A 15,095-nucleotide genomic window follows, 5' to 3' on the forward strand; every position below is an offset into this window, starting at 1 on the left:
ATTTGTTGGGTCGCATTTGAGTCGCCCAGACGCTGCCCAACGGTACGTCCGCTTTCGACTGAGGCAGACCTTCGGTTTAGGGCGAGTCTTCTAGACAGCACCACTGTGCGGGCTTTCTTTCGCGCCTACCTTTGAGCGGTGTTTCCGGATTTCAGCAGCTGTGGCTTCAGGTATCCCGTATGAACTGTGCGATGAGCGCGCCGACAACGTCGGGCGCATCTTCCAGGCAGTAATGGCCAACGCCCGTCAGTTGGTGGGTCGGGGCGGTCGGAAATATCTCGCTGAACAGCGGCAGGAACTGTTCGGCATGCAGCGTGGGATCGGCCATACCCCAGATGGCGATCGCTGGTTTGGACGCGATCGTTCGTGTAGCGGCGGCATCGGGTACCTCGAAACGATGCGCGCCAATAACGAAGCCCTTGGCCCAACCGATTGCACCAAGGCAATCGGCAGGGGTGGCGAAACGCGCCCCATAGGCGCGCAGCCAGGTATCGGTAATCAGTGCGTGATTCTCAAAACCATTTAGCTTCAGCGTGCTCAGGATGTTGAACCCCAGCTCGCCTAACACCGCTTCCAGCCGCTCCTCCGACTGCGCTTTCACTATCCATTGGAACCAAGGCGAGACTTCCGCGTTCGCCGTGAGCCGTGCGACGAGATCGGGCTGACCAAATGGCATGGGACCGTTGGCCGAGATCAGCCGGCTGATGCGATCAGGGTGTCTTGCGGCGAGGCCCATGCCCACGGGCCCACCAAAATCGTGCATGACGAGCGTGATATTGCGCAGATCCAGCGCCAGCACGAAGCGCTCGAGGTTGTCGATGTGATCATGCAGCCAGTAGCTGCGGTCTTGTGGTGTAGCGCTCTTGCCAAACCCCATATGGTCGGGTACTACGACGCGATGAGTCGGGCTCAGCATCGGAATCAGGTGTCGAAACAGATAGCTCCAGGTTGGTTCACCGTGCAGGCAGAGCACCACGTCCGCGTCGCGCGGCCCTTCGTCGACATAATGCATGCGAAAGCCGGCTGCATCATTGAAGTGCGGTAGAAAGGGAAAGCTGCCATCAAACGTTTCGTCCTGCTGTTTCATGCGAGAGGAGTTCCTTGCGACTGGGCTATGGATTAAGCGGCAGTCGATATCTTCGCCGCATGGTTGCATATTGAAACCATGCGTTTTGTGGCACGCAAGGTTTTATGATGCAACCATAGGTACGGATGCATACCGTACCGACTCCAGCCAGTTCGTCGTGACTGACGAGTCTTCATTCATCATCAACTCGGGGTTGGATCATCGTCATGGTCAAGAGAACCAGTCACAGCAGTGCCAGCTGTCCCATCGCCCGGCCGCTTGATGCGATCGGCGACTGGTGGTCGCTGCTGATCGTGCGTGATGCTTTTGATGGACTGCGACGGTTCGGCGAATTCCAGAAGAATCTCGGGCTGGCGAAGAACATTCTTTCAGCTCGTCTTCGCAATCTCGTTGCGCATGGCATCCTGGATGTCGTGCCAGCCTCCGATGGAAGCGCTCATCACGAGTACGTGCTGACTGAGAAAGGGCGTGGCCTTTTCCCGCTACTAGTCGCGCTACGCCAATGGGGCGAAGATTTCTTCTTCGAACCTGACGAGGCTCATGTGCTTTTGGTTGATAAGAAACATGGGCTGCCTGTGCGCAGGCTAGAGCTGCGCGCACAAAACGGACGTGTACTGAAGCCGGACGATACCGTTCCGCGGCCGATGTTCAAGTAAATTTCACCTGTGCTGCTGGGCTGAGATGATATGGCCCGGTCGTCCTTGGCATCCTCAAGGATTGCGGAACTGCCCAAGGAGAGCGGTCTCCTCTGTCAGTTGCGCACCGTCTAGCGAGGCGGACGCAGCATAGAGTCACGTAACGCGGCCTCGTGCAGCACTTCGTCCAGGCAAGCCGTCTCTTCCGTGTCTAATTCGCTGTGTCCGGGGCGATGCATGCCTGTCGGTGAATTGACGGTCTCAGAAGTCGCCGCGTTATTGAAGTCAGAGTTCACAGCGCCCGTTGCGCTCATGGCAGTTCCTTTGGGATTTGGATCGTTGTTAGGCAAGAATGTATGGCACAAGTCGATCAGTTACTAGAGCGGGCTACTAGAGGATGGTTGCCTTGGGTGCGGTCGCTACAAGCATGCCGTCGAGTCGCCCCCGCTGCAACGATCGTTTGCGGCAAGAAGCGATTCCTGGCGGCTACCCATTGTCGGCAATGACAACCTTCACATACTCAGATGGGCTTTGGGCAGTACGCTTTGGGGAGCGATAGGTGTCCCCCTTGAATAGGTCACTGTGATGAAGCCCCTGGACTGCCCTGCAGATCGTAAGCACTTCCAACTTATGAGCCTTCTCATCTGTCTTGTCGGGTTGTTGCTAACCAGCAGTGCGGTTTCCACGCCGGTCAGTGATAAACCGACATTGATTCGATCTGTGCCGGCTCATGCAGCAAGCTTTAAGGGTGGTGTGTCGTCGACGGGATGGATCGACTTCAACTTCGCAGATGGCAGAAGCATTTTGGTTCCGGCGAAGGTTAACGGCCAGAGTGTATGGGTCAAGCTCATTGACGGCGATGAAACTTCTTACATCGACAAGGATTTTGCGGCTTCCATTGGATTTCAACCGCCCACCGCGACCAAAACATTTGGTGATGTTAACGTGCAGGTTCAGCTGGGTGACCTCACTCTGCGGCGTGTCAAGACATCGACCGCAGACCTGGGCGCCAAACGCACCGACCCTTTGTTTGCTCCGTTTATCCTGAGTGACGACTTGTTCAATCAAGTGGTGGTCGACATTGATTTCGCGCATCACCGGGTGGCTTTTCAAGATCCTCATGGCGCGATCAAACTGCCAAGCGGTGCAGTGGAAATTCCACTCATCCGGTACTTGGATGCACGAACGGTCCCTATCTCGGTCGAGGGCGCGGCACCCGTACCGTTTGAATGGTTCCTGGGCGACCCGGCCCCCATCACGGTGTATCAGCCTTACTATGAAACGCACAAACTGCTGCAGAACAGACCTACCTCCATAAGGCTTGGTGGTGGCCTCAACGGTCAGCGTCCGCAAGAACCCGTCGCGACTTTGAGTCGTGTCCAGTTTGCCGGCGTAAGTTTCAATCAGGTGCCGAGCGTGTTCCCATCCAACACGGTGCGTGGGAGCGACTCCCCTCTCGTCTCGGGCAATATTGGCCTGGAGTTGCTCGCCCGGTTTCGATTGATCGTCGACTATCCCCACGATCGCCTTTATGCGGTGCCCAACACTGATACCGAAAGCGTGCCGTTCGCCAAGGATCGGTTAGGCCTGTACCTGAGCAAACAAGGCAGCACTTTTGTTGTGGATTTCGTTTCTCCAGGCAGCCCGGCGCAGACAGCCGGTTTTAAGACAGGCGAACGGATTGCCATGATCGATCAAAAGGCAGGGCCGGCCTGGACTCAGGCCGAGCTTACGAATCTGCGGTTTGCCACCAAGGAGACCACGATCGTGTTCACCATGGAAAGCGGCGGCATTCGGCAAGTCAAAGCGAAAGACTATTTCTGACGAACGCTCAAATTACATGGACTGCCGATACTTCGGCGGCATCGCGATGTCCTGCAGCTCAGAGTTTGCTCGCTGAATTCAGGCCTTCCCGATGTTGTGCGCCCCATTCGTTACGTCGGAGCAGAAAGTACAACCAGCCGAGCGTCGCGCCGCCATGACGCATCAGCTGAAATGAGAACGGCTCGACTATCGACGCGAGTAGTGCCATGCCAAAGCTCGAACTGGTGTGGTCGCCACTCCAACGCCGGTATAGATGCAGCGACCAGGATTGAAACGCCAGATCGATGGCGATCTTAGCGAGGATGATCATCAGCACGGGCAGCACAATCGCGAACCGACCGCCAAACAGGAAGGCGAGCAGCAGGCCGAACGCAGCCAGTCCGTAGAGCGGCTGCACGGTATCGAATGCCTTGACCGGCAGCATCAGCGTGCCGAGCGTGCCGTAGCGCCGGTTGCCGATCATGCTGCGATACCAGTACTGCGTCTGCAGGAACCCGGCGAACCAGCGCCGCCGCTGCCGCAGAAAGCTGCCCAGCGTACTCGGTGCATCGGTGCGGGCCTTTGCGCTGCCGATCACACGTACATCCCAGCCCAAGTCCCGATCGAACGAATAGCGGCGGAGCCGGTGAATCAGCTCGTAATCCTCGACCAGACATTCCGGATCGAAGCCGCCCACCGTCAACACGGCGTCGCGCCGGAAGCAGGCGAAAGCACCGGAGATCAGCAGCAGGCTATGTGCGCGCATCCAGGCGTAGCGGGAAACGAAATTTCGTATGTACTCATAGGTCTGGAACCACTGGAAGAAACGGCCACTTAGCGTCTGGCTGCAGACCGGCGACAACAACCCGGCCGCGACAACCATCTGTGGCAACACAGCGAACGCATGGGACATCGCGGCACAGGCTTCCGGCTCGAGCAGCGTGTCCGCATCAACCGTCATCACTGTCTCGGTCGTCATTACGAGCATCGCTGCATTCAGGGCGCGCGCCTTGCCGCCATGCGGCAGGCGCAACCAGCGCAGTACGGGGTCGGAGAGGCTCGGTTCACTAAGCTTGCCTTCGCCAAGATCGATCAGGCCGTAGCGGCTCGCGAGCAACGCCGCCGTGCCATCGGTCGAACCATCGTCGGCGATGACAATTTGCGCTGGCGGCATGGTCTGAGTGAGGAGTGCATTGAGCGTGATCGGCAGTACAGCCGCTTCGTTATGCGCGGCGACGATCACGCCGAGCGTCGGCGGTGGGCGGCTGGCTGCAACATGCGGCAACGGCTTCATCAGCGACAAAGATTTCCACGCGACGAAGATCAGCAGCAGGGTGTCATAGATTACATAAGCAATGCCGGTAGACCACGCGGCGACGCCATGCAGAAAGAATGCCCGCGCGAACAACACCAACCACAGCGCCATCACACCTCCGTGTATCAGCACGCTGATGGCCGGTGTGCGCACGGGCGAGATACGCGGCGAGGCAAGCGCCCGCGCGCGATCAAGAATAGAAAAGGGCGTGTCCATCAACATCCTTCAAGAATCGATAGCAGCATTCGATGCAAACCGGTCACGTCGACATCGAATATCGCTGTTGCGTCATGACATATACGTCGGCCGCCGTGCCGCGGTTACGGCAACATTCGTCTCAGCACCGGGTGGCGATCGATCCACTGATGCTTGAGCGCACCGGCGATGTGCAAAGCCAGCACCAGGTAAAGCGCATAGCCACACCATGTATGCAGCGTGCCCAACTGGGTATGCAGTTGGTCCTTTAGCGCCGGATCGAGATGCATCAGAAAGCCGAGGCGCGGCCACGGCACCAGCCCGAACAGATGCATCGGATGCGTCGCGGCAGCACTCCACGCCGAATCATGCATCCAACCGGTCAGCGGCAGCGCGAAAATCAGCGCGTAGAGAGCGAGGTGTGCCGCATGCGCGGCCGTTTTCTCCCAGCCGGGAAACACAGCCGGTAGCGGCGGCGGCCGATGCGTGAATCGCCACAAGACGCGCGCGATGGCGAGCCCCAGAACGGTGATGCCGATGGACTTGTGTGTATCGATGACAAAGCGCGCATCAGTATCCGAAAGCACCGACGTTGGCAGCAGCGCAGCACTCAGCCCCAGGGCGATATTGGCAAGGATCAACAGCGCAATCGCCCAGTGCAACAGCATCGCGACACGCGTGTATTTCAACACATCATCGGCGACCGTGGTTGCCGAAGGAGGCAGCACATGCCGCGCGCGGGGAGAAGTTTGAATAGGTGGCGAGGTTTTCACGACGATCTGCTGTGAGAGGGCAATGGCTGATCAGATCAGCGTGGGATTGGCTGTCCGGATATTGGGAGGCGGTCAGTGCAAAATGGGGGGTGACGTCGTGACGCACCAACATTAAACGTCTCGGGCTGACTCGCATGTTACGACTTGTAAGTCCAAACGTTGCTATCTTGAGCAGGTTGACATCGTGGGTACTCGCAAGCGACCGCAAGGCACTCGATCTCGCGAAATCGCGATCACCTGATCAACGGCATCAATGACTGCTTGTGGGCGATCAAGCTGAATGAAGTGCCCCGTGTTCGGGACTAACTCGTTCACGCCGCGTGTCGACATGGCGGCAACTTCATTCGATTTTCATAGGCACTGGAGCGAAATGTCATGGCGGAGATTCCAACGGATATTGGCAACGCGACCGAAGTTGATCTGGATGGCATTCTCGAACTGCAAGAGGTCAATCAGATGGCGCGTGGCGGCACGCTGTCTGCCCGTTTGTCGCGTGAACGCATTGCGGCAATGATGAATGCGATGCCGCTTATCGTTGCGCACAGCGACGGCCGCATTACTGGTTTCCTTATGACGACTACGCGGGAAATGAATGCGGATCTCCCGATTGTCCAGGCGATGTTTGCTGCGTACCAAGGTGCTGCCGACGCCTATGTCTACGGTCCAATTTGCGTCGAAGTAGCGGAGCGTGGCAAGGGGGTGGCCCAGGCAATGTTTACGGAGTTGCGGCGTCTGGAGCCTGGGCGAGAGGGTATTCTCTTTATACGACGCGACAACGCGGCGTCGCTCCGTGCGCATGCTCGGATGGGAATGCGCGAGGTCGCCGAGTTTCAGTTCAACGGGTTTGATTTCGCCGTTTTCTCTTACGTTGGATAGAGCGACATCAGTGTCTGCTTTCGCCGACTGAGCCAGTCCGGCCCAAATTTTGGTGGACAGTCTTTCGACCAAAGGCAATCCACTGTGATGGAGCAAAGACCTTCCGCGTTTCTTCTACAGTGACTCGCTCAACGCTTCGCCGTTGTCGATGCTGAAGCGAATGCGTCTGCCATCCATCCGTACGCGCAATTGTCGGTATTTGGTGAGGTAACGAAGTCCGATAATGGCCGCCACCAGGCCAGCGGCGGCGCCGACGGCAAGCGCCCAGCGGGGGCCGAAGGTGTCTGCCACCCAGCCGACGATTGGCGCACCGATCGGTGTGCCACCGAGTGCGATCGCCATCACGATCGCCATGACGCGGCCACGCATCGCGGGATCGGTAGACAGTTGCACGGTGCTGATCACGGTGGTGGTGAATGTTTGTGCGGATACGCCAATGATTACGAGGGCGCCGCCGAACAGCCAATAGGTTGGCATGACCGCAGCGACGGCCAGGCCCAGGCCGAAAACGGCCGAAGCGACAAAAACCAGCGCGACATGCGCTTTGGCGCGCTGGGCGGCGAGCAGCGCGCCAGCGACTGAGCCGATCGCCATGATCGACGTCAGCAAACCGTATTCGCTGGCGCCCGCGTGAAACGCCGTGACCGACATGGTGGAAATATAGATCGGAAAGTTGAGACCGAATGTGCCGACAAACAACAGCATGAACAGCACGGATTTCAGATCGGATCGATGCCAGACGTAGCGGAACCCCTCGACCAGACTCCCGCGCGTACGCACGGCCCTTGCGCTGCGATGAAGCTGATCCACGCGAAGCAGGCACAGCGAAACAATTACCGCGGCGTAAGAGACAGCGTTGATCAGAAACACCCATCCTGTACCGACACCAGCGATCAGCACGCCGGCGACGGCGGGGCCGATCATCCGTGCCGCGTTGAACGAAGTGGAGTTCAGCCCGACCGCGTTCGACAAATCCGCTTCGCCCACCAGCTCGGAGACAAAGGTCTGCCGCGCCGGTGCATCGAACGCGGCCGCGCAACCGAGCAAGAAAGCGAACACGTATACATGCCATAACTGCACCAGACCCGTGATGGTCAGAATGCCCAGGCCGAGTGCAAGCAAGCCCATCGTCGCCTGTGTCGTCAGCAGCAGCTTGCGTCGGTCGAGATGGTCGGCTGCAAAGCCGCTCAATGGAAGCATCAGCAGCTGTGGGCCGAATTGCAGCCCCATCACGATGCCGACGGCGGTCGCGTTGTGGTGGGTTAGCTGAGTGAGGACGATCCAGTCCTGTGCCGTTCGCTGCATCCACGTGCCCACGTTGGACACAATCGCACCGCTGGCCCAAAGCCGGTAATTGGGGGTGCGCAGCGAGCGGAAGGTACCTGTTGTCACTCGTCATTTGCCCTGGGCAGATTGCCGCCATGGAAGCGCCCGAAGCGGCGCGCCATCAGTACGCCCATCAGAATCATGCCCAGCCCCAAAGCCGCTGCGTGATCTGTGGCCCGCAAGTCAAAGTCACCGACGCGCAAGAGAAGCAAATAGCTGAAGATCAGATTCAGAAATCCCCACAGCACGTTGACTGTCGATGATGAGAGTCCTTCGCCGGGGGGCTTGGCGAACGGGCTCTGAAAGGGCCTGCCCATCATGCCGCTGACAAAATGCGGGACGGCATTGCTCAGAAAGGCACCGCCAAAAAACCATGCCAGGTAGTGAGTCCATGCCATGATCAGGCGCTCCTTGCCAGCAGATCGATGACATCCTGCGTGGAGCCGGTTTCGGCGATCCTCGGGAAAATACGGGTGATGCTGTGGGTGTGCTCGTCGAGGCTACGATCGGTCATCGCATCGCTAACCAGCGTGACGTTGAAGCCGTTCTCATACGCATGACGCGCGGTCGACTCGACGCCGGAACTAGTGGCAACGCCGACGATCACCACCTGCGTGACGCCTTGCTTCTTCAGGTATTCATCCAGGTCGGTACCGGTGAATGCGCCGCGGGTCTGCTTGGTCACCAGATGATCCTGCGGTTGCTGATCGAGTTCGGGAATGAGGTCGGCCCAACCCGGGGGGAACTCACCGCGATGGCGCGACTGCTCCACGCGGCCCGGTGAAACACCCGTCACGTTGACGAGCACCACCGGCAGGCCACGGTGGCGGAATGCCGCAAGCAGGGCGCAGGAGTGTTTGATGATGTCGTCGATCGGGTGCGCCGCGGGCAGGCCGACGATGCCTTTCTGAAGATCGATGACAATCAATGCGGTGTTCTTGTCCAGCGTGGTGAGCGCCATGGGCTTCTCCGTTGGTGATCTTGCATGCATGACAAATGGGCGACGTAGGTTGGGTTGAGCACAGCGATACCCAACGTTTCGTGAGGCCGATGTTGGGCATCGCTGTGCTCAGCCCAACTCACAGAGGCATGGGCCTACGAATCGACGAAGCGTTTGAGTAGCTCGACCGCAGCGCGAAGCTTTTCCTGTTCCCTCGTTGAGAACTTGGTGCTGATGGCGCGGAACAGCCAATCTTCCCGCGCAGCGCGACCGGCCTTGATCTCTTTTCGACAAGCAGCGGTGAGTGATAGAAGGGTTTGTCGCCCGTCGGTCGGATGCGGCGCGCTGCTTATATGTCCGGCTGCCTGTAGGGCGGATACCGTGGCACCCATGGATTGCGGGCGCACGCCATCGGCCTTGGCCAGCGCTGTTACCGTCGCCGAGCCGTCGCGCTCCAGATGAAGCAATACCGACTTTTGCGATGCGGTGAGATCGCTCGAATGGGCTTGTTCGCGCAGTCGACGAATGAGCTGGCCGATCAGCACGCGCAGTTCTCCGGCTATCGCCAGCGCGCGGGCGCTATCGGGATCGCTGTGTTGATCGTTCATGCAATGTCCATCATTTAGTAAGTAAAACTACTAAGGTAAACTTAGTAATTGAATGATCGTCTTCCGGTACACGACTGTCAAGCTGCGCAGCGGCGTCTGCCTGCAAAGACGAAGAATCCTGGTGGCGCTGGCGACTGCCTTGCACGAGGTTAGCCTGAGCTTGGCTGGCCGCAATAAGGGCGCCATGAGGCATTTGCATCGCACTACGGCAGGGTGCCGACACGTCGATCTATGGGCGCTGGCTGGCGCAAGCAATTCGGAAATTCATGCGTGAACCGATGGCTTTTCGACGATGGATGCTGCATCTGTGCCTATGAATCGATGATATGTCTGTGTTACAAATCTATTTGTCCTACAAATAGAAAAGCCTATTGTCATGGCCGCAAACGAGCCGCAACTCAATATCCACCGGCAGGTCGTCGACCAACTTGGGAAGATGATCGTGGGCGGTTCGTTGGTGCCTGGTGATCTACTTCCCAGCGAAGAGCAACTGGCCGAGCAACTGGCGGTCAGCCGCTCCGCGCTACGTGAGGCAATGAAGGTTCTTGGTGCCAAGGGCCTGATCGAGAGCCGGCAGAAAACCGGCGCGCGCGTGCGCGAACGCCGGTTCTGGCATCAACTGGATGCCAAGGTGCTTGAGTGGCGATTCGCCACCATGCCGACCAAGGCATTTGTCGCCGAACTGATCGAGATGCGCGAGATCATCGAACCGGCGGCCGCGGCCGCCGCCGCAAAAAAACGCGACCGCGACCAGCTTGAGGCCATCGGCACGGCTTATCAGGCGATGGCCGATGCCTCCGATCGCGACGCGTGGGCCAAGGCCGACGTGGAATTTCACAGTGCCGTACTGAACGCGGCGAATAATGAGCTGATGAGCTCACTATTCAACGTCGTGGCAACGGCCTTGCACAGTTTTTTTCAGCTGTCTGCGCGCGCCTCGGTTGATTTCAAGTATTCGCTGCCGCAGCATTTCAACGTATACGACGCCATCCGCAAGCGCGGTGCCACGCAGGCCCGAACGGCCATGCAGCGACTGGTCGACGATTCACGGCGCCATCTTCGTCAAAGCGGCGGAGCAGTGGCATGAGCGGCCTGATCGCACTGGATTGGGGCACATCGAGCCTCCGCGCCATGCGGATGGGCGAGGATGGTGTGATCCTGGAAACACGTCGCCAGCCCTGGGGTATTCGCCAGCTTCCCGCGGGCGGCTTTACGGCTGCACTCGATGCGGTGACACAGGGTTGGCCTTCGCTGGCACGCATCGCTTCCGGCATGATCGGCAGCCGCAGCGGCTGGCGAGAAGTGGCCTATCTCGATTTGCCCGCGGGTGCTGACCAACTGGCTGCTGCGTTGGATACCCGCGATGGCCTGACCATCGTGCCAGGCCTGCGCAATGCGCGTGGTCCTGATGTCATGCGCGGTGAGGAAACCCAGATCGTCGGTCTGATGGCGCTTCACGAAGCCGCGGCGGATGCGACCGTGCTACTGCCCGGCACGCACAGCAAATGGGTGTCGTTGCGCCAAGGCTCGGTGGTCGACTTCTGCACACTGATGACCGGCGAGCTCTTTGCGCTGCTGCGCGAGCATTCGATTCTTGGCGTCGGTGTCGATGCCAGTGTTACGGCGGGTGATGGTGATGCGTTCCTCGATGGCGTGCGACAAGCGCGCGATAGCGGAGCGGCGGGCGCATTCAGCCGCCTTTTCGCCACGCGCGCGCGCATGCTCGATGGTGCCTTGAAGCCCGCCTCGATTCCCGACTATCTCTCCGGCTTGCTGATCGGCGAAGAGTTCCGTTCCATGCAGGCTGACCAGCGCATGCGTAGCGACCAGCCGCTATGGCTGATCGGCGATGCGGCATTGTGCAATCGCTATCGCTTGGCTGCCGCCGAGTTTTCCATCGGGTTGGCCCCCGCCGTCGACGACACCGCCGCCGCTGGCCTGTGGTGGCTGGCGCGCGCGGCCCGCCTGCTTGATGTAACCACACCGATTTCTGCTTCCGGAGTTTCCTCATGATCGATACCTGGCTCGAACCGCTGCCGCTGGTGGCCATACTGCGAGGGCTTACGCCTGATGAAGCCGTCGACATCGGCAACGCCGTGCTCGACGCGGGTTTTCGCATACTCGAGGTGCCGCTCAATTCGCCTGATCCAATGCGCAGCATTGGCTTGATGGCCGAAGCGTTCGGCCATCGCGCTTTGGTCGGCGCAGGCACCGTGCTGACCACAGCGCAGGTTGGCAAAGTCGTGGCGGCGGGTGGTCAGCTAATCGTCATGCCGCATGGCGATGTCGAGGTTATTGCCGAAGCCAAGCGTCACGGCCTGTTCTGCATTCCCGGTATCGCCACGCCAACGGAAGCGTTTGCGGCCATCCATGCCGGCGCCGACGCGCTGAAGATCTTTGCTGCCGAACACATCAGTCCTGCCGTGGTGAAGGCGTGGCGCGCCGTCTTGCCGAAAGAACTGGCATTGCTACCGGTTGGCGGCATCACGCCGGAGAACATGGGGCCGTACGTTGCGGCCGGCGTGCGCGGCTTTGGTATCGGCTCGGCGCTTTATGCGCCCGGCCGTAGTGCAGCAGAAACCGGCGAGCGCGCGCGGAAGTTCGCTCAAGCCTGGACTGTGGCGAAGGAGCATGCCGGGTGAAAATCACCAGTCTGAAAACCTATCTGGTACCGCCGCGCTGGCTGTTCCTGAAAATCGAAACCGATAGCGGCATCGTCGGTTGGGGCGAACCGGTCGTTGAGGGTCGTGCACAGACCGTCGCCGCGGCTGTCGAGGAGTTGTCGGATTACCTGATCGGCGAGGACCCTGGCCGCATCGAGGATCTGTGGAGCGTGATGTATCGCGGCGGCTTTTATCGCGGCGGCCCGATCCTGATGAGTGCCATTGCTGGTATCGACCAGGCGTTGTGGGACATCAAGGGTAAGCATCTTGGTGTGCCGGTGCATACGCTGCTTGGTGGTCCGGTACGCGATCGCATTCGCGTGTATTCGTGGATTGGTGGCGACCGTCCGGCCGACACCGCGCGTGCGGCCAGCGATGCGGTGGGGCGCGGCTTCACCGCGGTCAAGATGAATGGCACCGAGGAAATGCAGTACATCGACTCGCACGACAAGGTCGACAAGATGCTGGCCAACGTCCAGGCGGTGCGCGATGCGGTCGGCCCGAATATCGGCCTTGGCGTGGATTTCCACGGCCGCGTGCACAAACCGATGGCAAAGGTGCTGATGCGCGAACTGGCGACGTACAAGCTGATGTTCATCGAGGAGCCGGTGCTGTCTGAATACCTCGAATGCATCCCCGAGCTGGCCGCCATCTCGCCGGCACCGATTGCGTTGGGTGAACGACTGTATTCGCGCTGGGATTTCAAGCGCGTGCTGGAGCGTGGTGGCGTCGACATCATCCAACCCGATCCCTCGCACGCCGGCGGCATCACCGAAACCCGCAAGATTGCCGCAATGGCCGAAGCCTATGACGTGGCGCTGGCGCTGCATTGCCCCCTGGGCCCGATCGCGCTGGCCGCGAACCTGCAGCTCGACGCGGTCTGCCACAACGCCTTCATCCAGGAGCAGAGCCTGGGCATTCACTACAACGCCGCCAACGACCTGCTCGACTACGTCGCCGATCGCAGCGTGTTCGCGTACGAGAACGGCTACGTGACGATTCCCGGTGGCCCTGGCCTCGGCATCGAGGTCAACGAGGCTTATGTGATCGAGCGTGCCGAGGTCGGTCATCGCTGGCGCAACCCGATCTGGCGCCAAGCCGACGGCAGCGTCGCGGAGTGGTGATCATGCTTGCAGTGCAAATCCTTTTTAGGATCGGAGATGAACCATGATCAGAGCCGCATCATGACGGCACGTTTTGCCAGCTATCCGAGTCTTGCCGATCGCGGGGTACTCATCACCGGTGGCGCCAGTGGCATCGGTGCTTCGTTTGTCGAGCATTTTGCACGGCAGGGCGCGCGCGTTGGCTTTATCGATGTCGACGACAAGTCGGCGACTGCACTGATTGAGTCACTGGCTGACGTGGCGCACAAGCCCGTGTTTGATCGCTGCGATATCACCCACCTCGATGAGCTGGCGCAGAGCATCGATACCTTGCGCACGGCGGTAGGTCCGTTCTCTGTGCTCATCAATAACGCGGCGAATGATCTGCGGCATGCGCTCGATGAAGTGGATGAGGCATTCTTCGAGCGCAATATCGCCGTCAATCTGCGCCATCAGGTGTTTGTCACGAAAGCGGTGATTCCGGACATGAAGCAACTCGGCGGTGGCTCGATCATCTGCATGGGTTCCATCAGCTGGATCAGAAAAAATGCCGCTTTCCCGCTGTATGCGATGGCCAAGGCCGGCGTGCGCGGCTTCGTCAACGGCATGGCGCGCGAACTCGGCGCGCAGCACATCCGTATCAACTGCCTGGTGCCCGGCTGGGTGATCACGGAGAAGCAGCGAAAGCTTTGGCTCGATGCGGAGGGCGAAGCCTCGATCAAGCGCATGCAGTGTTTGCCTGGGCACCTGGAACCTTCAGATCTGGCGCGCGCTGCGCTTTTTCTCGCGGCCGACGACAGCCGCATGTGCACCGGTCAGGATTTCATCGTCGACGGTGGCTGGGTATGAACACGTCGACCTCCATTGCACACGCGGTGTCGCACGAGCTGGGTGAAGGCGTGCTGTGGGACGATCGCCTGCAGGCTGTGTGGTGGACCGATATTGGCGGTCGCAAGCTGTGGCGTCTGCATCCGGATGATGGTCGTGTCCTGCATTGGGAGATGCCCGAGCGCCTCGCCTCGTTTGCGCTATGCGATGCTGATGGTTGGCTGTTGCTGGCGCTGGCATCGCGGCTGGCATTCTTTCATCCCGAAACCTTGGAGCTGATCGAGCTGCATTCGGTGGAAAAGGATCTGCCGACGCGCAGCAACGACGGCGTTTGCGATCGCCAAGGGCGCTTCGTCTTCGGTACCTTGCATGAGCCGAAGCAGGGTGCGAAGCAAGCGGTCGGCGGCTTTTATCGGCTCAACCATGATCTGACTTTGGAGCGCCTGCCACTGCCAGATGTCGCCATCAGCAACAGCATCGCCTTCAGCCCATCCGGAGATCGCATGTACTTCTGCGATTCACCGACGCGGAAAATATTCTGCTGCGATTACGGCGACACGCTCGGCGAGCCGCGTCTGTTCGTCGACCTCAATAACATGACAGGCGTGCCCGACGGCTCGACCGTTGATGCCGAAGGTGCACTGTGGAACGCACAGTGGGGAATGGGCCGCGTGGTGCGCTACCTGGCCGATGGCACCGAGGACCGCATCGTCGCCTTGCCGGCAGGGCAGACGACCAAGCCGGCGTTCGGCGGCGCCTCGCTCGACATGCTCTTTGTCACCAGCGCCAGCGAAGACCTGACAGCTGAACAACTCGCCGGCGATCCGCAGGCCGGCTTTCTCTTCGCCTGCGACATCGGCATCACCGGCCTGCGCGAGTCGCGCTTTGCCAGTACACCGATTCGTGACGCATGACGGCCGATGATATGTCGCACGACCATCAG

The 15,095-nt window shown here is 59.7% G+C and carries 16 protein-coding genes; 9 read left to right on the top strand and 7 right to left on the bottom strand.

The genetic code is table 11. The features are described from left to right. Window positions 1-166: 166 nt before the first annotated feature. Window positions 167-1,087 (bottom strand): alpha/beta fold hydrolase, encoded by a 921-nt coding sequence (locus HDE79_RS04345; protein ID WP_184600663.1) that lies wholly within the window; start codon window positions 1,085-1,087, stop codon window positions 167-169. A 206-nt stretch (window positions 1,088-1,293) separates the two neighbouring features. On the opposite strand from HDE79_RS04345, the gene HDE79_RS04350 reads away from it, so the two are divergent. Both HDE79_RS04350 and HDE79_RS04355 read left to right on the top strand, forming a co-directional pair. After that, window positions 1,294-1,743, top strand: coding sequence for a helix-turn-helix domain-containing protein (locus HDE79_RS04350; RefSeq protein WP_184600664.1), 450 nt, complete (start codon window positions 1,294-1,296; stop codon window positions 1,741-1,743). A 609-nt stretch (window positions 1,744-2,352) separates the two neighbouring features. Continuing rightward, the gene (locus tag HDE79_RS04355; RefSeq protein WP_184600665.1) at window positions 2,353-3,546 is read left to right on the top strand and encodes a hypothetical protein; all 1,194 of its coding nucleotides are present in this window, start codon (window positions 2,353-2,355) and stop codon (window positions 3,544-3,546) included. A 58-nt stretch (window positions 3,547-3,604) separates the two neighbouring features. Here the strand turns inward: HDE79_RS04355 and HDE79_RS04360 are convergent, their stop codons facing one another. Then, window positions 3,605-5,056 carry a glycosyltransferase gene (locus HDE79_RS04360; RefSeq protein ID WP_184600666.1) on the bottom strand — a complete coding sequence of 484 codons (1,452 nt, stop codon included), beginning with the start codon at window positions 5,054-5,056 and terminating at the stop codon, window positions 3,605-3,607. Window positions 5,057-5,160: 104 nt separating this feature from the next. Next, a complete protein-coding gene (locus HDE79_RS04365) occupies window positions 5,161-5,808 on the bottom strand; it encodes a cytochrome b (RefSeq protein WP_221440001.1) in 648 nt (215 codons plus the stop codon). A gap of 375 nt (window positions 5,809-6,183) precedes the next feature. Here HDE79_RS04365 and HDE79_RS04370 point away from each other — a divergent pair, with 375 nt between their 5' ends. Next, complete coding sequence (locus tag HDE79_RS04370; RefSeq protein ID WP_184600667.1) at window positions 6,184-6,684, top strand: GNAT family N-acetyltransferase; 501 nt, start codon at window positions 6,184-6,186, stop codon at window positions 6,682-6,684. 114 nt (window positions 6,685-6,798) lie between these two features. Here the strand turns inward: HDE79_RS04370 and HDE79_RS04375 are convergent, their stop codons facing one another. The 4 genes from HDE79_RS04375 to HDE79_RS04390 form a co-directional block, all read right to left on the bottom strand. Further along, a complete protein-coding gene (locus HDE79_RS04375) occupies window positions 6,799-8,076 on the bottom strand; it encodes an MFS transporter (RefSeq protein ID WP_184600668.1) in 1,278 nt (425 codons plus the stop codon). Then, a complete protein-coding gene (locus HDE79_RS04380; RefSeq protein ID WP_184600669.1) occupies window positions 8,073-8,408 on the bottom strand; it encodes a hypothetical protein in 336 nt (111 codons plus the stop codon). Before HDE79_RS04380 ends, HDE79_RS04375 begins: the two co-directional genes overlap by 4 nt. 2 nt (window positions 8,409-8,410) lie before the next feature. After that, window positions 8,411-8,971 (bottom strand): cysteine hydrolase, encoded by a 561-nt coding sequence (locus tag HDE79_RS04385; RefSeq protein ID WP_184600670.1) that lies wholly within the window; start codon window positions 8,969-8,971, stop codon window positions 8,411-8,413. A gap of 134 nt (window positions 8,972-9,105) precedes the next feature. Beyond that, entirely contained in the window at window positions 9,106-9,558 is a 453-nt protein-coding gene (locus HDE79_RS04390) for a MarR family transcriptional regulator (RefSeq protein WP_184600671.1), read from the bottom strand. A gap of 376 nt (window positions 9,559-9,934) precedes the next feature. Here HDE79_RS04390 and HDE79_RS04395 point away from each other — a divergent pair, with 376 nt between their 5' ends. Genes HDE79_RS04395 through HDE79_RS04420 form a run of 6 tightly spaced genes read left to right on the top strand, consistent with a single transcriptional unit; the run spans window position 9,935 to window position 15,066 of the window. Beyond that, window positions 9,935-10,645: a FadR/GntR family transcriptional regulator gene (locus tag HDE79_RS04395; RefSeq protein WP_184600672.1), complete on the top strand. Its 711-nt coding sequence runs from the start codon at window positions 9,935-9,937 to the stop codon at window positions 10,643-10,645. Next, entirely contained in the window at window positions 10,642-11,571 is a 930-nt protein-coding gene (locus HDE79_RS04400; protein WP_184600673.1) for a 2-dehydro-3-deoxygalactonokinase, read from the top strand. Before HDE79_RS04395 ends, HDE79_RS04400 begins: the two co-directional genes overlap by 4 nt. After that, a complete protein-coding gene (locus HDE79_RS04405; RefSeq protein WP_184600674.1) occupies window positions 11,568-12,200 on the top strand; it encodes a 2-dehydro-3-deoxy-6-phosphogalactonate aldolase in 633 nt (210 codons plus the stop codon). The genes HDE79_RS04400 and HDE79_RS04405 overlap by 4 nt, the downstream gene beginning before the upstream one ends. Continuing rightward, window positions 12,197-13,345, top strand: coding sequence for a galactonate dehydratase (gene dgoD / locus HDE79_RS04410; protein WP_184600675.1), 1,149 nt, complete (start codon window positions 12,197-12,199; stop codon window positions 13,343-13,345). The genes HDE79_RS04405 and dgoD overlap by 4 nt, the downstream gene beginning before the upstream one ends. A 36-nt stretch (window positions 13,346-13,381) precedes the next feature. Continuing rightward, window positions 13,382-14,173: an SDR family oxidoreductase gene (locus HDE79_RS04415; RefSeq protein ID WP_255488236.1), complete on the top strand. Its 792-nt coding sequence runs from the start codon at window positions 13,382-13,384 to the stop codon at window positions 14,171-14,173. Then, a complete protein-coding gene (locus tag HDE79_RS04420) occupies window positions 14,170-15,066 on the top strand; it encodes an SMP-30/gluconolactonase/LRE family protein (RefSeq protein WP_184600676.1) in 897 nt (298 codons plus the stop codon). The genes HDE79_RS04415 and HDE79_RS04420 overlap by 4 nt, the downstream gene beginning before the upstream one ends. Window positions 15,067-15,095 lie beyond the last annotated feature (29 nt).

It is taken from the genome of Rhodanobacter sp. MP1X3, assembly GCF_014207165.1.
Classification (GTDB): domain Bacteria; phylum Pseudomonadota; class Gammaproteobacteria; order Xanthomonadales; family Rhodanobacteraceae; genus Rhodanobacter.